Source organism: Arthrobacter sp. Soil761, from assembly GCF_001428325.1.
Classification (GTDB): Bacteria; Actinomycetota; Actinomycetes; order Actinomycetales; family Micrococcaceae; genus Arthrobacter.
In genome coordinates this window covers 11,783-30,140 of record NZ_LMSF01000032.1, presented here as the reverse complement: position 1 = coordinate 30,140, position 18,358 = coordinate 11,783, and the positions used below count along the sequence as shown (strand labels likewise).

The window sequence follows — 18,358 nt, the reverse complement described above, 5'->3', positions numbered from 1 at the left end:
ACTCTTCGGTTTCGCCTTGGGGGCAGCGAAGGGGCAAACTTGTAACCATGAGCCACACTTCTGCCGAATCTGTCACTAAAACCGAAGAATCAGCCGAGCAGTTCTTTACCCTCTGGACGGTATTCAAGCGGTCGGAGTCAGTGGTCCGCAGCGCCGATGCCGCCGCCGACTTCGAAGCGCTGCTGGAGCGGCTCGCCGCGGCCGGCGTCACGCACCGGGGCAGCTACGACGTCTCGGCCATGCGCGCCGACGCCGACGTCATGGTGTGGCTCCACGGCCCCAAGCCCGAGGCGCTGCAGCAGGCCATCCGCGACATCCGCCGCAGCCCCCTCTTCGCGGGCACGGAGATCGTGTGGTCCGCCATGGGCGTCCACCGCGAGGCGGAGTTCGCCAAGAACCACACGCCCGCCTACTCGCGGGGCGTCGCTCCGGCCGAGTGGCTGTGCGTCTACCCGTTCGTGCGCTCCTACGAGTGGTACATCCTGCCGGAGGCCGAGCGCGGCAAGATGCTCCGCGACCACGGCCTGCTGGGCAGGGACTTCCCCCAGGTCATCTCCAACACCGTCTCCTCCTTCGCCCTGGGGGACTGGGAATGGATCCTCGGCCTGGAAGCACCCGAACTGGTGGACCTCGTGGACCTGATGCGCCACCTGCGCGCCACGGAGGCCCGCAACCATGTCCGCGAGGAAGTTCCGTTCTACACCGGACGCCGGATCACCGCCGAAGAAGTAGCAGAGGTGCTCGCATGAACCCGCTCGACCCCACACTTGCCACCGCCGTGAACCCCGTCACCGAGGCCGGGCGCATGGCCCCCAAGAATTACGACGCCGTCCTGCTCGCCTCCTTCGGCGGTCCGGAAGGCCAGGAGGACGTCATCCCGTTCCTCCGCAACGTCACGCGCGGCCGGGGGATCCCGGACGAGCGGCTCGAGGAAGTCTCGCACCACTACCGCGCCAACGGCGGCGTGAGCCCCATCAACCAGCAGAACCGGGAACTCAAGGCAGCGATGGAAGCCGAACTGGCTGCCCGCGGCATCGACCTGCCCGTGCTGTGGGGCAACCGGAACTGGGCGCCGTACATCCCCCAGACCCTGCAGGAAGCGTACGACGCCGGCCACCGCCGGGTGCTGATGCTCACCACGAGTGCCTACTCCTGCTACTCCAGCTGCCGCCAGTACCGCGAGGACATCGGCATGGCCCTGACGGAGACCGGCCTGGACGGCCGGCTGGAAGTGGACAAGGTCCGCCAGTACTTCGACCACCCCGGTTTCGTGGAGCCGTTCGTCGAGGGAACTGCCGCAGGACTGGCCGATGTCCGCGCCAAGCTTGCCGACGCCGGAAGCCCCGACGCGCCCGTCCACATCCTGTTTGCCACCCACTCCATCCCTACCCGGGATGCTGAGGCCGCGGCGCGGTCCGAGGGTGAGCCGCGTGAGTTCGAGGAAGGGTCCGCCTACGTGGCGCAGCACCTGGCCAACGCCGCGGCCGTCATCGGGCGGGTCCAGGATGAAACCGGCCTGACCGCACCGTGGTCCCTGGTGTACCAGTCCCGTTCGGGCGCCCCGCACGTGCCGTGGCTGGAACCGGACATCAATGACGCCATCGAGGAACTCGCCGGGCAGGGCGTCAAGGGCATCGTCATCGTCCCCCTGGGCTTTGTCAGCGACCACATGGAAGTTGTCTGGGACCTGGACACCGAGGCCATGGAAACGTGCGCAAACCTCGGCCTTGCGGCCACCCGCGTCCCTACCCCCGGTACCCACCGCACGTTCGTTAATGGACTGGTGGACCTCATCTGCGAGCGGACGGTGGCCAACAACATCAGCGACCGTCCCGCCCTGACGGATCTTGGCCCCTGGTACGACGTCTGCCGCCCGGGCTGCTGCGCCAACTTCCGCGGCGAAAAACCCACGATTGCAGGAGCCGACACCACCGTGGGCACGGGGCATGACCCTTATCCCTCGGGGGATGCCGGCGAGACGGCGCAGCCGTGACGGTCCGGATTGGAACCCGCGCCAGCAAACTGGCGCTCACCCAGACCCAGCAGACCGCGGACCAGCTCGCCGCCGTCGGGGGTTTCCCGGTGGAACTGGTGCACATCCGCACTGACGGTGACGTCCTCACCGGGTCGCTGTCCCAGATGGGCGGCACGGGCGTCTTTGTTGCGGCCCTGCGCGACGCGCTGCTGCGCAGTGAGTGCGACGTCGCCGTCCATTCGCTCAAGGACCTGCCCACCGGTGCGGCCGTAGGACTCAGCCTTGCCGCCACGCCGCGCCGGGTGGACGTCCGCGACGTCCTGTGCGCCCGCGATGGGTTCAAGCTGGCCGACCTGCCTGCCGGAGCCCGGGTCGGCACCGGGTCGCCCCGCCGCGCTGCACAGCTGCGGGCGGCCCGCGCCGACCTGGACATTGTCGACATCCGCGGCAACGTGGACACCCGCCTGGGCCGTGTTCCCGGCCTGCCAGGCAACTCCACTGACCAAGTGGTCCCCGGGAAATCCTGCGACCTGGACGCCGTGGTTCTTGCTGCCGCCGGCCTTGAGCGCATTGGCCGGCTGGACGCCGTCACCGAGTACCTCGAAACGGACGTGATGCTGCCCGCGGCCGGACAGGGATCACTGGCCATCGAATGCCGTACTGCCGACGCGCCGCCCAAACCGGGATCGGATGAAGGATCCCGTGAGGTCCTGGCCCAAGCCCTCGCTGCCCTGGACGACCCCGACACCCGCCTTGCCGTGACGGCAGAGCGCGCCCTGCTGGCCCGGCTCGAAGCAGGCTGTGCAGCCCCGGTAGGCGCCTATGCCTACCGGAAGGGCAGCATGCTGCACCTGGAAGCCGTGGTGTGCGCCGTCGACGGCACCGCAACGGTCCGGGACAAGCGCGCCACGGACGGACTCACGGAAGTCGGGGCCACCCTGCTGGGCATCGAACTGGCCGAAGCGCTGCTTGCCGCCGGAGCCGCCGACATCGCAGACCTGCAGGCGTCCTGACCCGGCGATGACGCAGCCTTCCCGCAGGTCCGGACCGCAGATTCCACCCAGCCAATCCCTGCTGGGCGGAGCCCGCGTCCTCGTCACGCGCAGCCCGGAGCGGTCCGGTGCCCTGGTGGAGGCCCTGGCCGGAGCCGGCGCGACGCCGGTGCTGCTGCCGCTCATCGACTTCGAACGGGCCCCGGACCAGCACGCGCTCGACGTCGCCTGCGACGCCCTGGCGGCAGGGGCCTTCGACTGGCTGGTGGTCAGCAGTGCCACTACCGTGCATGTCCTGATGGAAAAGGCCGCCGAGCGTGGCCTTGGCCTGGGCCAGTTGGTCCCCTCCGGTACCCGGATCGCCGCGATCGGCCCCGCCACGCGGAGGCTGCTGTCGGCGGGCGGGCTGGATGCCGCCCTCACCCCCGCCGGCGAACAGTCGGCCGCCGGCCTCCTCGCGGTATGGCCCGGCGGCGGCAGGATCCTGCTGCCGCAGGCGGACATCGCAGCCGGCACACTGGCAGAGGGCCTCGCTGCCGCAGGCAGCGCCGTCACCGCCGTAACGGCCTACCGCACCGTCGACTATCCGGCGGCAGCCGACCGCAGGCTCGCCGTGCAGCCGGAAGACGGCGACGCCGGCCAGCACCCGCCGTCGTACTCCCTCCTGACGCCCGAAACGGCCGCCGCGGACATCGCCGAAGGGCGCATAGCGGCCGTGATCGCCGCCTCGCCGAGCTCCGTACGCCGTATTTCCGCCCTTGGTCCCCTGGGCGGCTGCCGGCTGGTGGTGATCGGCCGTTCGACGGCGGACCAGGCTGCTGCCCTGGGCCTGGACGTGGCTGCGGTGGCGGCTGAGCCCACACCGGACGGGCTGGTGGCGGCCGTCGCGAAGGCCCTCAACCCGCCTTGACCGCCCCGCCCCGGTATGCCCCCTCAAGCTTCAAGAACAACGCGAAGGACAGGACCCATGACTTTCCCCAACCAACGCCCCCGCCGCCTGCGCACCACCCCCGCCATGCGCCGGCTGACCGCCGAAACCCGCCTCTCGCCGGCGGAACTCATCCTTCCGGCCTTCATCCGCGAGGGACTGACCGAACCCAACCCCATCACTTCCATGCCGGGGGTGGTCCAGCACACCACCGACACGCTCAAGCGGGCCGCGGCGGAGGCCGTTGAGCTCGGCCTGGGCGGCATCATGCTCTTCGGCATCCCGGAAACCCGTGACGCCGAAGGCTCGGCATCACTCGACCCGGAGGGAGTGCTGAACAAGGCCATCCGGGACGTCCGCGCCGAAGTGGGCGATGACCTGGTGGTCATGAGCGATGTGTGCCTGGACGAATTCACCGACCACGGCCACTGCGGAGTCCTCGACGCCGACGGGTACGTGGACAACGACCGCACCGTGGAGATCTACGCCAGGATGGCCGTTGCACAGGCGGAGGCCGGCGCGCACATGCTGGGCCCCTCCGGCATGATGGACGGCCAGATCGCCGCCATCCGGTCGGCCCTGGATCAAGCCGGATATGCCAACACCTCCGTCATCGCCTACGCCGCCAAGTACGCCTCGGCGTTCTACGGGCCGTTCCGCGAAGCGGTGGACTCACAGCTCAAGGGCGACCGGCGGACCTACCAAATGGATGCCGGCAACCGCACCGAAGCCCTCCGCGAGGTTGAACTGGACCTCGCCGAGGGCGCGGACATCATCATGGTCAAACCGGCCATGAGCTACCTGGACATCGTGGCCGACGTTGCCGCGATGAGTCCCGTCCCGGTGTCCGCCTACCAGATTTCCGGTGAATACGCCATGATCGAGGCCGCCGCCGCCAACGGCTGGATCGACCGCCGCGCAGCCATCACCGAGTCCGTCCTGGGCATCCGGCGGGCCGGGGCCCACATGGTCCTCACGTACTGGGCCGCCGAACTGGCCGGCTGGCTGAAGGAAGCCCGGTGACAGCCGGGCAGGCCGCGGAACCCACCGCGCCGGTGGGGGAGGACCGCATCCTCCTCGGCCTGAACACCTTCGGTGACGTTGGCGAGGCTCCGGACGGCAGCCAGCAGCCGCACGCCCAGGTCCTGCGCCAACTGCTGGAACAGGCGGAACTTGCCGACGCCGTCGGGCTCCATGCCTTTGGCGTGGGGGAGCACCACCGCAAGGACTACGCGGTGTCAGCGCCGGAAGTCTTCCTGGCCGCCGCTGCCGCCCGCACAACCCGCATCCGGCTGGGCTCCGCCGTAACGGTCCTGAGCTCGGATGACCCCATCCGTGTCTTCCAGCGCTTTTCCACTGTGGACGCCATTTCGAACGGCCGCGCCGAAGTGATGCTGGGGCGCGGATCCTTCATCGAATCCTTCCCCCTGTTCGGCCTGGACCTGGCCGACTATGAGGTCCTGTTCGAAGAGAAACTCGAGTTGTTCGACAAGGTCCGCGCGCAAAAGCCCGTGCACTGGGAAGGCCGCACCCGGCCCGCGCTGCACGGCCTGAGCGTCTATCCGCCCATGGAGCACCACCTGCTGCCCACATGGATCGGGGTGGGCGGAACACCAGAATCGGTGCTGCGCTGCGCCCAGTACGGCTATCCCATCATCTTTGCCATCATCGGCGGCCAGCCGCGCGGCTTCCGGCCGCTTGCCGACCTCTACCGGGAGGCGATGGCCAAGTACGGGCACCCCATGCAGCAGATGGCCACGCACTCGCCCGGGCACGTGGCCGACACCGATGAGCAGGCCCGGGAAGAACTGTTCCCGCACTGGCTAAAGCTGCGCAACAAGCTCGGCGCCGAACGCGGATGGGGACCGGCCGGCCGGGGAGAGTTCGACGCCCTGTGCTCCGCGGAAGGCGCCCTCTACGTCGGATCGCCGGAAACGGTGGCCCAAAAAATCGTCCGGCTGAAGCGGAACCTGGGTGTGGACCGCTTCGACCTGAAATACAGCAACGGACCGCTGCCGCACGCGGCCATGATGCGCTCAATCGAACTGATGGGCACCGCGGTGGCGCCCCGGGTGGCAGAGCTGCTCGCCGGCTGACTGCGCTTCCGGCTAACTGAGAGAATAGAAACCATGACTTCCAGCAATCCTCGCAACGAGGCACTCTTCGACCGCGCCCGCCAGCTGATGCCGGGCGGAGTCAATTCGCCGGTCCGGGCCTTCGGCTCCGTCGGCGGGACGCCGCGCTTCATGGTCTCCGCCAAGGGGCCCTACCTGACCGACGCCGACGGCAAGGAATACGTGGACCTGGTCTGCTCCTGGGGCCCGGCGCTGCTGGGGCACGCCCACCCGGCCGTGCTGGATGCCGTCCACGCCGCCGTCGACCGCGGCCTCTCCTTCGGCGCTTCCACCCCGGACGAAGCGAACCTGGCCGAAATCGTGAAGGAGCGCGTCCCCGCCGTCGAGCGCCTCCGCATGGTCTCCACCGGCACCGAAGCCACCATGACGGCGGTCCGGCTGGCCCGCGGGTTCACCGGCCGCAACCTCATCATCAAGTTCGCCGGCTGCTACCACGGCCACCTCGATGGACTCCTGGCCGCTGCAGGCTCCGGCGTGGCAACCCTCGCCCTGCCCGGTTCCGCCGGCGTCACGGAAGCCACCGCCGCCGAAACCCTGGTGCTGCCCTACAACGACCTCCAGGCCGTCAAGGAAGCCTTCGCCACGCACGGATCCAATATCGCGGCCGTCATCACCGAAGCGGCGCCCGCCAACATGGGTGTGGTCACCCCCGCCGAAGGGTTCAATGCAGGGCTTTCCCGGATCACCCGCGAGCATGGCGCGCTGCTCATCGTCGACGAGGTCCTGACCGGTTTCCGCACCGGCTACTCCGGCTACTGGGGCCTCACCGGAGGCGCGCCGGATGCCGAGGACCCCTGGACTCCGGACCTGCTCACCTTCGGCAAGGTCATCGGCGGCGGAATGCCGACGGCGGCACTGGGCGGACGTGCCGACGTCATGGACTACCTGGCCCCCACCGGCCCGGTCTACCAAGCCGGAACGCTTTCCGGGAACCCGGTGGCCATGGCGGCAGGTGTGGCAACCCTGACGCACGCCACGCGGGACGTTTATTCCTTCATCGACGTCCGGTCCCTCGAACTGTCCTCCGCGCTGTCCAACGCCCTCGATGCCGCCGGGGTGGACCACTCCATCCAGTTCGCCGGCAACCTGTTCTCGGTGGCCTTCGGAACCTCGGCCCACGGCGTCCACAACTACGCCGACGCCCAGGCCCAGGAGGCGTTCCGCTACGCGCCGTTCTTCCACTCCATGCTGGAGTCCGGCGTGTACCTGCCGCCGTCGGTCTTCGAGGCCTGGTTCCTCTCCGCCGCGCACGACGATGATGCCATGAACCGGATCTACGACGCCCTTCCCGCGGCAGCCAGGGCCGCAGCCGCCGCCCAGGGGTAGGAACAGCGAAAAGGCGCGTCCCGGCGTCGTGAACCTGCCGCCGGGACGAACAATCCCCGCCTTCCGGACAAATCCCACTGCATGCGAGGGGAAAGTCCGGGAAGCGGGGATTTTCTGTCTGTGCGTGCCTTCGGCCCTAGAGGACGTCCGAGAGGAAGCCCTTGAGCCGGTCCGTCTTCGGGTCGGTGAAGAGCTGCTCCGGCGGACCGGACTCCACAACAACACCGGCGTCCATGAACGTTACGGCGTCGGACACGTTGCGGGAGAAGCCCATTTCGTGGGTTACGACCACCATGGTCATGCCGCCCTTGGCGAGGTCCGCCATCAGCGACAGCACGCCCTTGACCAGCTCCGGGTCCAGGGCAGAGGTTGCCTCGTCGAAGAACATGACCTCCGGCTTCATGGCCAGCGCACGGGCGATGGCCACGCGCTGCTGCTGGCCGCCGGAGAGGTTGGCCGGGCGGGAATCGGCCTTATGCCTCAGGCCCACCAGGTCCAGCTGCTCCAGTGCCTCACTGCGCGCCTCCTCCTTGGAGAGCTTGCGCAGCTTCCGCAGGGCCAGTGAAACGTTTTCCTCCACCGTCTTGTGCGGGAACAGGTTGAACTGCTGGAACACCATGCCGATCCGGCGGCGCAGCTCGTCCGGGTTGTCCTTCAGGACTGACCGCCCGTCCAGCAGGATGTCCCCCTGGTCCGGTTCGATCAGGCGGTTCATGACGCGCAACAGCGTGGACTTGCCCGAACCCGACGGTCCAATGACGGACGCCGTGGTGCCCTGGGGAACGTGCAGGTCGATGCCCCGCAGGACGTGGTTGCTGCCGAAGGAAAGGTGGATGTTCTTGGCGCTCAGTGTTCCCGACGCAAATTCGCTCATGCCTGGGCTCCCTTTCCAACGACCGCTGCGGCCTCGTCCGGTTCTTTCTTTTCGGGCCTGCCGGTGCGCAGCCGGGCATCGATCCAGTTCACGAAGTGGGTCAGCGGGATGGTCAGCGCCAGGTAGAAGACGGCTGCCGCCACGTAGGGCGACAGGTTGCCGGTGGTGGCCGCCGCATCCTTGCCGATTTGGAAGATCTCGCGCTCACTTGCCAGCAGTCCCAGGAGGAAGACAAGGGATGATTCCTTGATCAGCGCAATGAACTGGTTGACCAGGGCCGGAAGCACCCGCCGGATGCCCTGGGGCACCACTACAAGGCGCATGGACGCACCGTAGCCGAACCCCAGGGCGCGGGAAGCCTCGAGTTGTCCCTTGTCGACGCTCTGGATGCCGGAGCGGAAGATCTCGCCGATGTAGGCGCCGGACATCAGCGAAAGCGCCGCGACAGCCATCGGGTAGGGGCTCGTGGAACCCGTGAATTCGCGGACGATCGGCCCGAACCCGAAGCCGATGACCAGGATGGTCAGGACCGGCGGGAGGCCGCGCAGGATGTCCGTGTAGATCCGCGCGACCCAGCGCGCTGCTGCGTTCCGGGAGATCCCCATCAGGGCGAGCAGCATCCCCAGGGCTGTCCCGATGATGCCCGAGATGATGGCCAGCACGAGGGTATTCGGCAGGCCGACGGCGAACATCTTGGGGATGACTTCGCCCATCGCCTTCCAGTCAAGGAAGGTGTCAGCGAGTTGCTTGAGGATATCCATGGAACGCCCTGGTTACTTGGCGGCCGGGATCTGGACGGCCTTGCTGCCCGGCTTCCAGCCCTGCGGGGTCTGTTCAGCGGCGGTGGGGCGGTCCTTGTACCACTCGGACGTCAGCTTGGCCCAGGTACCGTCCGCGATGACCGCGTCCAGGCCGGAGTTCAGGGCGTCGATCAGGGGCTGGTTGTCCTTGTTGACGGCGTAGGCGGTGAAGTTCTGGGTGTTCACAACCTTCTCGGCGATCTTGGTGTTGTCGCCTTCCTTGACCTGGCCGGTTGCCTGCTGGGAGGGTGCCACCCAGGCGTCGATCTGGCCGTTCTTCACGTTGCCGTACACGGTGTTGTAGTCCGGGAAACGGACAGGCTCCAGCTTGAGGGTGTTGGTGACGTAGTCGTCCTGGACGGTGCCCTGGACGACGCCGATCCGGACGCCTTCCTTGAGGTCGGCGAAGCCGTTGACCTTGGAGCCGTTCTTGGTCACCACAGCCATGTAGCCGAAGTCGTAGCCGTTGGTGAAGCCAACGGTCTTGCGGCGGGCGTCGGTGGTGGAGATCGAGGAGGACCCGACGTCGAACTGCTTGTTGGCCACCTGGGACAGGAGGGCCGAGAAGTCGGTGGAGGCGAACTCAACCTTGAGGCCCAGCTTGTCGGCAATGGCGCGCAGCAGCTCGTTGTCGTAGCCGGTGAACTTGCCCGAAGGGTCGATGAAGATGTTGGGCGGGGCGTCCGAGAGGGTTCCCACGCGCAGGGTGCCCTCGGTGATGAGGCCCAGCTTGGTCTTGTCGATCTTGTCCACCGGGGTGACGTTGGCGGTGGTGTACTTGTCCAGCGTCTGCTGGTCGCTGCCGGCGAGGGCATCGGTGGGGGTGCCGCTGGGCTGGGAAGACCCGCCGCCGCAGGCTGCGAGGGAAACCGCGAGGGCAAGTGCAACGGGAGCGGTAGTGAGCCACTTCATCGCTTTGATTTTCATCAGGTTGTCACTTTCATATGAGTCATAAGTCGACCGGGCCGCAAGGCAGCGCTGTGGCGCCTGGCACCTGCCCGGTGCTGGTCGAGCCGTCCGGGGCAGGGGTGACCGCAAAACTTTATTGTCTCACTAGCGTGAAGTGAGGGTCCTTGCCGAAGAAGCGCGAGCCCAATCTCGGTTCTGCCAAATGAAATTCTGCCCTTTATGAGGAAGTTGGAGCAGCTTGCGCGCGGTTACCCTCTTCCGGTGAAGGATGCAGGTGCAGAGACTCCGCGGTTTGTGAAGCAGCATGACTGTGACATGCCTCCCAGTTTGGAGTGGCGCGGCTGCGCCTAGAAGCCACCTGCCGTTGCATCCTGCGGCGGCAGCACCGGCCAGTCACCCTCGATCACGGCGGCCGGCTTTGTCTTTCGGAGGTACCCCTGGAAGTCCGCCGCCTGGCTGACCGCCCAGTCCACCTGCAGTTGGTGCAGCTGGCTTGCCGGCATCACCAGCTTGGGGAACTTGCCCGCCATCGCATCGAGGACCCGCAGGGTGGCAAGCGCATCCGCGGCCGAAGTGTGGGCATTGTCCAGGACCACGCCGTACTCCTCGCACAATGCGGTGAGCGTGCGCTTGCCCTTGCGGAACCGGTCAACCTGCTTGTTCATGATGTAGGGGTCAAGGACCGGGAAGCGGCTGAGCTGGGGAATCCCATAGCGGGCGGACTCAGCGGCAAGGACCGTGAAATCGTAGCTCGCGTTGAACGCGATCACCGGGATGGCGGAATCGAAGAGCTCCTGGAGCACCGCGGCGACTTCACGGGTGACCTCGTGCGCCGGGCGGCCGTCCCGCCTGGCCTGTTCGGTGGTGATGCCGTGGACGTCACTTGCCTCGGTGGGGATTTCCACGCCGGGATCAGCCAGCCACTCGTGTTCCTTGATGACCTGGCCTTGGTGGTCCACCACGGTGATTGATGCGGTGACGATTCTTGCCGCCCGCGAATTGCGGCCGGTGGTTTCCAGGTCGAAGGCTGCGCGGGGAAGGGTGTTCCAGGAACTCATGCTTCAACGCTAAAGGGACCCACTGACAAATCCGTGGAACGCCACTGGGGCTAGATTGGATCAATGCGGAATGAGTACGTCCAAGCGGTCCTTGCCGTCGTAAGGCTGGTACCGCCAGGGTCCGCAGTGTCGTACGGGGATGTGGCCGAGCTCCTGGGTTCGGGCGGACCGCGCCAGATCGGTTCCGTCATGAGCCACCATGGCGGCGGCGTTCCCTGGTGGCGCGTCCTGAAGGCCAGCGGCCACGCGCCCGAGGGGCATGAGGCCGAGGCCCTCCTCCTTTACCTTGAAGAGGGCACCGCGCTCCTTGGCGACTTCAGTTCGTACCTCCGGACCGGGGAGGGCCGGTGGCGGGTTGACCTGGCGGCCGCCCGCTGGGCACCCACGGAGAGTGATTTTGACAGTATCGACGCAATTGCCGGGCAACTTGAGCGCAGCCTCCACAGATTGTCGGTGGCTGATGATGGAATGATTTTGTGACCGTAACAATTCCTTTGACCGGCCCCTGGGACCCGCACCGGCAGGCGCCGGGGACAGGCCAGCCCCACACGGGGCAGGAGCAGGCTTTTCCCGACGCAGGGACCCCGGACAGCGGCAGTGGCCTGCCTGCTGTCCCTGCCCTCCGGTTGCTGCCCCCGCGACGGGTGCACGTGGAAGCCCTCCGGCTCACGCCGGACCAGCAGGCCGCAGTTGACGTGGCACAGGGTTCAGGGCCCGTCCTGGTCCCGGGCGCACCGGGCACGGGAAAAACCACCGTCCTGGTCGAGGCCGCCGTCCAGCGGGTCTTCCGTGACGGCGTCGACCCCGAGCGCATGCTGATTCTCGCGCCCACCCGCCTTGCTGCCGATTTCCTGCGCGACCGTTTTACCGCCCGGCTGGACAGGAGCCTCAGCACCACCCCCGCCAGGACGTGGGCCTCCTACGCCTTCGACCTGATCCGCCGTGCCAAGGCCGAGGGCGTCATCCCGCTTTCCAGGCCGCCACGGCTGCTGTCCGGCCCGGAACAGGACCTCATCATCAGGGAACTCCTCGAAGGCCACAGGCTTCCCGGCCTTGAACTGCCCTGGCCCGCCGATCTTGAGGGGGCACTGGAAACCCGCGGCTTCCGCCAGGAAGTGCGGCAGCTCTTTGACCGCATCATCGAATCCGGCCGCACGGCCGGGGACCTTGTCCGGTTGGCGGATGAATGCAACCGGCCCGATTGGAAAGCCGCAGCTGCGCTGTATGCCGAGTACCGCGACGTCCTTGACCTGCGGATGCCCGAGGCCTTCGATCCCGCCGGGATCATCACGGCCGCCCGGCAGATCTTCCAGGACGCCCCGGATTTCCTCGCCGCGGAACGTGCCCGGCTGCAGGTTGTCCTGGTGGACGATATCCAGGAAGCAAACCCCGCTATCTTTGAGCTGCTGGCAGATATCGCCGCCGGCAAGGACTGCTACGTGACATCGTCCCCGGACACGGTGGTCCAGGGTTTCCGGGGAGCCCGTCCCGACCTGGTGGCGGAGCTGCCCCGGCTGCTGTCAACCCGGACGCCTGTCCTGGAGCGCCCGCTGTGGCACGCCCACGGCCTGGCGCCCAGCCTGGCCGAGGCGTGGCAAAACGTCGCGGGCCGCATTTCGCAGCGCGCAGGCGGCCAGCTGGCACGGCGCCTTGAACCGCCGGTGTGGCCTGGACAGGCCGAAGACCCCGCGCGCCCCGGACCTGCCGTTCCCGGGAACGTCGAGGCCCATCTGGTCCCCACTCCGGTGCATGAGCTCCGGTATGTTGCACAGCGGATCCTGGACCAGCACATCAACCACAACCGCGATCTCGCGGATATTGCAGTCATCGTCCGCAACGGCGGCCAGGTCAGCGAGTTGCAGCGTTATCTCTCCGGGCAGGGCATTCCGGTGCGGGTGCCTGTGGCCGAATCGGCGGTCCGGGACGAGGTGGCTGTCCGGCCCCTGCTGGATGCTTTCGCCATTGCGTTGGATCCCAAGCTGCTGACACCCGAGGCCGCAGTGTCACTTCTCACCTCCCGCATCGGTGGTGCCACCTCCATCGAACTGCGCAGGCTCCGGCAATCGCTGCGGCGCGAGGAACTCCTGGGCGGCGGGGGCCGCGCCAGCGATGTGCTGCTGGTCGAGGCACTGCTTGAGCCCGGCGCGCTGGGTGCACTGGGTATCGAGGGCCGCGCCGCCCGCCGGACTGCCCGGATGATCCAGGCCGGGCGGGAAGCCGCCCACCTGCCCGGTGCCAACGCCGAGTCGGTGCTGTGGGCGCTCTGGAACTCCACGGGGCTCTCATCGGTGTGGACGGCCACCGCTTTGTCGGGCGGCCCGCACGGGGCCCGGGCTGACCGCGACCTGGACGCCATGATGGCGCTGTTCCACACAGCGGAGCGCTACGTGGACCAGATGCCCGGCGCGGGCCCCGAACAGTTCCTGGAGTACCTCCTGAACCAGGAGCTTCCCATGGACACCCTCGCCGCCCGCGCCCAGGTGGATGATGCCGTGGAGTTGATGACCCCCGCCAGTGCCGCCGGGCGGGAATGGCCCGTCGTGATAGTTGCGGGGCTGCAGGAGGGGGTGTGGCCCAACACAAGGCTCCGCGGTGAACTGCTCGGCAGCACGCTGTATGCGGATGCCGTGGAACATGGTCCGGAGTATGCCCTCCAGCGGGACCCCTTGAGCCGCCTCCGGGACATCCGCTACGACGAACTCCGGAGTTTCTCCACGGCGGTGTCCAGGGCACGGGAGCTGCTGGTCTGTACAGCAGTCTCGTCGGAGGACTGCCAGCCGTCATCCTTCCTGGACTTCGTTGCGCCCCTGGACCCGGGGGAGGAGGGGCGGGCGTTCACCCAGGTGGAACGGCCCATGACGCTGCGCGCCCTGGTCGCCGAGCTCCGGCAACATGTCCAGCTGGAGGGGACAGCCCAGGCAGCGGAAGCCGCGAGGGTTCTGGCGCATCTCGCTGCGCAGGACCCTGCCGTGGCCGGAGCGCACCCGGACAGCTGGTGGGGACTTGCCCCTTTGACCTCCTCGGAGGCGGTGGTCCCGCCCGGCGGGACGGTGTCCGTTTCCCCCTCAAAAGTGGAGACCGTCCAAAAGTCGCCGTTGGACTGGTTCGTCCAGGCAGCCGGCGGGGAAGCAGCAACGGACTTCGCCCGGAGCCTGGGCACCCTGGTGCACGCGATCGCGCAGGACATGCCGGACGCGTCCGGATCAGAGTACGTTGCTGAACTCGTGCGGCGCTGGCCTGCGCTGGGCATGAAGGACAACTGGGAGGGAAAGCTGGACTTCCAGCGTGCTGAAGCCATGGTGCGCAAGCTTGCGCAGTACGTGCTTTCGATGAGGAGCGAAAACCGCAGCCTGCTGGGCGTGGAAAAGGACTTTGAAGTGGCCCTTGGCCAGGTGGCAGTGGACGATGCTCCGCCGCGTGAAGCGGTGCTCCGCGGCCAGGTGGACCGTTTGGAGATCGACGCCGAAGGGCGGCTGGTGGTGGTGGACCTCAAGACCGGGAAGCGGCAGCCAGGCAAGGACGATCTGTCCCGCCACCCACAGCTCGGCGCATACCAGGCGGCGGTACTGGCGGGCGGTTTCGATGCCGGCGCTGACGGGGACCGCCCCAGGTCCGGCGGGGCCGTGCTGGCACAGCTGGGGACTGGAGCCATCAATCCAGCCATCCAGCAGCAGGAACCACTCGACCCGCAGGAGAACTGGGCATTGGACATGGTGAAGGAGGCGGCCGCCGTGATGGCCGGCAAGGAGTTCGTTGCACGGCATGACCCTGCCAAGGGCAGCCATGGCGGCCATGGCTGCCGGCTCCCTGAGGTGTGCCCCCTGTGCGCGCGCGGAAGGCAGGTGACCGAATGAGCAGGGTGCCGGCAGCCGCGGAAGCCGCTCCGGCGGTGCGCTTCAGCCCCGAAGAACTGTCTGCGCTGCTCGGAGAAAGAAATACCCCAACGCCTGAGCAATCAGCGATCATCTCCTCGCCGCTTGCTCCGCGGCTGGTCATCGCGGGAGCCGGATCGGGAAAAACCGCCACCATGGCGGACCGGGTGGTCTGGCTCGTGGCCAACGGGTGGGTCACCCCTGAGGAGGTCCTGGGCGTGACCTTCACCCGGAAGGCGGCCGGCGAACTTGCCAGCCGGATCCGGTCAAAGCTCCTGGCCCTGCAGCGTCTTGCGGCGAAGGAGGCCGGGAAAGGCGTCTTTCCGGAGGCCCTGGGCAGCAGTGACGCCCTTGAGCCCAAAGTGTCCACCTACCATTCGTTCGCCAGCGGCATCGTCTCCGACTACGGGCTGCGGCTCGGGGTGGAGCGGGACGTGGTTCTGCTGGGCGGCGCGCAGGCCTGGCAGCTGGCCAGTGAGGTGGTTGAGGCCTACGACGGCGAATACGCCCACTTCCGGGCCGCCAAGTCCACATTGGTGAAGGCCGTCATTCAGCTGGCGGGGGAATGCGCGGAACACCTTCAGGAGCCTGAGGACGTCGAAGCGTGGCTCATGGCCCGCCTTTCGGAGTTTGATTCACTGCCCTACGTGGCCGGAAAGAAAAGGAACCCGCCCAAGGCGGCACTGGACCTGGGTGGAATGCTGCGGACCAGGGCAAGCGTCGCTGACATGGTGGGCCGCTACGCCGCAGCCAAACGGGCCCGCGGCGCACTCGATTTCGGCGACCTGGTGGCCCTCGCCGCCAAGGTGGCGCAGGAGGTCCCGCTGGCTGCCCAGATGGAGCGCCAGCGGTACAAAGTGGTCCTGCTCGACGAGTTCCAGGACACCTCATACGCGCAGTTGGTGCTGTTTTCCCGTCTGTTCGGCGGCGGCCACGCCGTGACAGCGGTCGGGGACCCCAACCAGTCAATCTATGGTTTCCGTGGCGCTTCCGCGGGCCAGTTGTTCCACTTCGTCCGCGAATTTCCCGTCCGGACCAGCGCACCGGACGAGGCACCGGGCTGGGCGCCTGCCCCCACCTCATACCTCACAACGGCCTGGCGGAACGGCCGGTCGATCCTGGCCGCAGCAAACGTCATGTCGCAATCCCTCGGCCGGTCAGCGGCCCACAAGGGACCTGCCGGGGACAGGGCAGCAGCTGCGGACGTGCCCCCGCTGCAGCCGAGCCCCCATGCCGTGGACGGAACGGTGGTGCTGGGCCGTTTCGCCAGCGACGTGGAGGAAGCTGCAGCCCTGGCTGACGATGTCCTGAAATACCGGGTGACAGACTTCGAACTGAAACCTGACGGTGTGCCCGAGCCGCCGGCCCTCGCCGTGCTGTGCCGCAGGCGCGCCCAGATGGAAACCGTCCGGCGGCAGTTCGAGGCCCGGGGGATCCCTTACGAAATCGTCGGTCTTGGCGGACTCCTGGACACCCCGGAGATTGTTGACCTGGTGGCCACCCTCCGCGTGCTTGCCGATCCGGGGCGGTCTGATGCCCTGATGCGGCTGCTCGCGGGTGCCCGATGGCGGATAGGTCCTGCCGACCTCATGGCCCTGCGCGATTGGTCGAGCCAGCTGGCAAGGAGGCGGGGGCGGGCTGCGCAGGAGTTCGACGCCGACACCCGGGACGGTGACAGCGATGAAGCAGGCGTCCCCGTCCTCGAGGGTGACCTTACCGACGGCGCCAGCCTGGTGGAGGCCCTGGACTTCCTGCCGCGTGACGGGTGGACGTCGCAGAATGGCCGCATCCTCAGCGCTGCGGCCCGCAGCAGGCTGGCCCGGCTGTCTGCCGAGTTGCGGCAACTGCGCGGATACCTCGGCGATGACCTCACCACGCTCCTGGGCGAGGTGGAGAGGGCCATGCTGCTGGACATCGAAGTGGCAGCGCGCCCGGGGATCAGCATCCACCAGGCCCGCCGCAACCTCGATGCGTTCCAGGATGCCGCCGCCGGGTTCCTGCGCACCTCCCAGAGAGTGGATATCCTCGCTTTCCTGTCCTGGCTGGAGGCTGCTTCAGCGGAAGAAAACGGGTTGGAAGCGCCTGCCAGTGACGTGAACCGGGAGGCCGTGCAGCTGTTGACGGTCCACGCTTCCAAGGGCCTGGAATGGGATGTTGTGTTTGTCCCCGGGATGAATGCCGGAGCCTTCCCCAGCGACAGGGACTCCCGCTGGAGCAGCGGTTCCGCCGCGCTGCCCTGGCCGCTGCGCGGGGACCGGGCCGACCTTCCGCAGTGGGACCTCGACCAACCGGACCAGAAAGGCTGGCTGGACGCGGAGAAGGACTACAAGGCCGGGGTGCAGGCCCACGGCGAATCGGAGGAACGGCGGCTGGCGTACGTCGCCTACACCAGGGCCAAGCATGTCCTGTGGGTGTCCAGTGCCGCCTGGGTGGGCTCACGGGCGGGGCGGGCGGAGATGTCTCCATTCCTTGCGGAGCTGGAAGTCCTGGCGCAACCGGCTGACGGCGCGGGAAGTCGGGAGGCTGTGGTCCACCCGCTGTCGCTGGAGGAGGCAGCGCTGCCCCTGCAGAGTCCGTTGACACTGGAAACAGAAGAAGCAACCTGGCCGTACGACCCCCTTGAAGGGCCCGTGGACCCACGCAGCAGTGAGCGCCTTCGGTTGGCCCGCGGGCGAAGGACGGCCATGGAGTCGGCGGCCCAACGGGTGCTCGGGATCCTGTCCACCGGCGGGGGAGCGCTGGTGCCCGCGGAGCGGTCCGGGCCGCAGCCCGGCCTGACGGGAGCAGCGGCCGGCTGGGCACGCGAAGCCGCGTTGCTGCTGGAGCGCAGGGCCAGAAGATCCAGTGGGCAGGATGTGCACCTGCCTACCCACATCTCTGCTTCCACCCTGGTTGACCTCGGGGATGACCCTGAGGCGGTGCTGGGGCGCCTGCGCCGGCCGGTGCCCCGGGAACCGGGCATGTCGGCCCGGAAGGGCACCGCTTTCCATGCTTGGGTGGAGGAATATTTTGGCAGGGCCGGAATGCTGGACCTCGGCGAAGCGCCCGGTTCGGACGACCATATCGATGCTGCCTACGATTTGGATGAGATGGTGGCTACGTTCAAGGCTTCCCCTTGGGCGGAGCGGAACCCGGCCTTCGTCGAGGTCCCGGTGGAAACCAGGGTTGGGGAGGTTGTGGTGCGGGGCCGGGTGGACGCCGTATTCCGTGACGCCGATGGCCGCTGGGACCTGGTGGACTGGAAAACCGGCCGCCGGCCGTCCGCGGAGCAGCTGAAGACCCGTTCGATCCAGTTGGCGGTGTACCGGCTGGCGTGGGCACGCCTGAAGGATGTTCCCCTGGAGGACGTGCGGGCTGCATTCTTCTACGTGGCTGACAACGCTGTGGTGCGGCCGCACGATTTGGGATCGGCCGACGAGCTGGAAGGAATCGTTGCCGCTGCGCTTAGCCGGCCTTGAGTGGGACTGCCACGTGGCCAGGCCTGGCCAG

14 protein-coding genes are annotated in these 18,358 nt (G+C 67.7%); 10 read left to right on the top strand and 4 right to left on the bottom strand.

Annotation, left to right across the window (positions count from 1 at the left end; translation table 11 throughout):
- Positions 1-47 precede the first annotated feature (47 nt).
- From hemQ to hemL, 7 genes are read left to right on the top strand one after another with little or no spacing between them, the layout of a single operon-like run.
- Positions 48-749, top strand: a complete 702-nt coding sequence (hemQ, locus tag ASG79_RS21620) for a hydrogen peroxide-dependent heme synthase (RefSeq protein ID WP_018768566.1) — start codon at positions 48-50, stop codon at positions 747-749.
- On the top strand, positions 746-1,993 hold the full coding sequence (locus tag ASG79_RS21615) for a ferrochelatase (RefSeq protein ID WP_056394050.1): 1,248 nt from the start codon (positions 746-748) through the stop codon (positions 1,991-1,993). The genes hemQ and ASG79_RS21615 overlap by 4 nt, the downstream gene beginning before the upstream one ends.
- Positions 1,990-2,988 (top strand): hydroxymethylbilane synthase, encoded by a 999-nt coding sequence (gene hemC, locus ASG79_RS21610; RefSeq protein ID WP_018768564.1) that lies wholly within the window; start codon positions 1,990-1,992, stop codon positions 2,986-2,988. The genes ASG79_RS21615 and hemC overlap by 4 nt, the downstream gene beginning before the upstream one ends.
- 7 nt (positions 2,989-2,995) lie before the next feature.
- Positions 2,996-3,877, top strand: coding sequence for a uroporphyrinogen-III synthase (locus ASG79_RS21605; protein ID WP_056394047.1), 882 nt, complete (start codon positions 2,996-2,998; stop codon positions 3,875-3,877).
- Positions 3,878-3,934: 57 nt separating this feature from the next.
- Complete coding sequence (hemB, locus tag ASG79_RS21600; protein WP_018768562.1) at positions 3,935-4,918, top strand: porphobilinogen synthase; 984 nt, start codon at positions 3,935-3,937, stop codon at positions 4,916-4,918.
- On the top strand, positions 4,915-5,991 hold the full coding sequence (locus tag ASG79_RS21595) for an LLM class flavin-dependent oxidoreductase (RefSeq protein WP_056394045.1): 1,077 nt from the start codon (positions 4,915-4,917) through the stop codon (positions 5,989-5,991). Before hemB ends, ASG79_RS21595 begins: the two co-directional genes overlap by 4 nt.
- Positions 5,992-6,024: 33 nt before the next feature.
- Complete coding sequence (hemL, locus tag ASG79_RS21590; RefSeq protein WP_018768560.1) at positions 6,025-7,356, top strand: glutamate-1-semialdehyde 2,1-aminomutase; 1,332 nt, start codon at positions 6,025-6,027, stop codon at positions 7,354-7,356.
- 136 nt (positions 7,357-7,492) lie between these two features.
- Here the strand turns inward: hemL and ASG79_RS21585 are convergent, their stop codons facing one another.
- From ASG79_RS21585 to ASG79_RS21570, 4 genes are all read right to left on the bottom strand, one after another.
- Complete coding sequence (locus ASG79_RS21585; protein ID WP_018768559.1) at positions 7,493-8,230, bottom strand: amino acid ABC transporter ATP-binding protein; 738 nt, start codon at positions 8,228-8,230, stop codon at positions 7,493-7,495.
- Positions 8,227-8,991 (bottom strand): amino acid ABC transporter permease, encoded by a 765-nt coding sequence (locus ASG79_RS21580; RefSeq protein ID WP_018768558.1) that lies wholly within the window; start codon positions 8,989-8,991, stop codon positions 8,227-8,229. The genes ASG79_RS21585 and ASG79_RS21580 overlap by 4 nt, the downstream gene beginning before the upstream one ends.
- A gap of 12 nt (positions 8,992-9,003) precedes the next feature.
- Positions 9,004-9,957: an ABC transporter substrate-binding protein gene (locus tag ASG79_RS21575; RefSeq protein ID WP_018768557.1), complete on the bottom strand. Its 954-nt coding sequence runs from the start codon at positions 9,955-9,957 to the stop codon at positions 9,004-9,006.
- A 329-nt stretch (positions 9,958-10,286) separates the two neighbouring features.
- Entirely contained in the window at positions 10,287-10,997 is a 711-nt protein-coding gene (locus ASG79_RS21570) for a 3'-5' exonuclease (protein WP_018768556.1), read from the bottom strand.
- Between the two features lie 63 nt (positions 10,998-11,060).
- On the opposite strand from ASG79_RS21570, the gene ASG79_RS21565 reads away from it, so the two are divergent.
- The 3 genes from ASG79_RS21565 to ASG79_RS21555 all read left to right on the top strand — a co-directional run bounded on the left by ASG79_RS21565 (position 11,061) and on the right by ASG79_RS21555 (position 18,327).
- On the top strand, positions 11,061-11,477 hold the full coding sequence (locus tag ASG79_RS21565; protein WP_018768555.1) for an MGMT family protein: 417 nt from the start codon (positions 11,061-11,063) through the stop codon (positions 11,475-11,477).
- Between the two features lie 122 nt (positions 11,478-11,599).
- The gene (locus tag ASG79_RS21560) at positions 11,600-14,851 is read left to right on the top strand and encodes an ATP-dependent helicase (RefSeq protein ID WP_056394228.1); all 3,252 of its coding nucleotides are present in this window, start codon (positions 11,600-11,602) and stop codon (positions 14,849-14,851) included.
- Positions 14,848-18,327 carry a UvrD-helicase domain-containing protein gene (locus ASG79_RS21555; RefSeq protein WP_056394042.1) on the top strand — a complete coding sequence of 1,160 codons (3,480 nt, stop codon included), beginning with the start codon at positions 14,848-14,850 and terminating at the stop codon, positions 18,325-18,327. The genes ASG79_RS21560 and ASG79_RS21555 overlap by 4 nt, the downstream gene beginning before the upstream one ends.
- Positions 18,328-18,358: the final 31 nt, after the last annotated feature.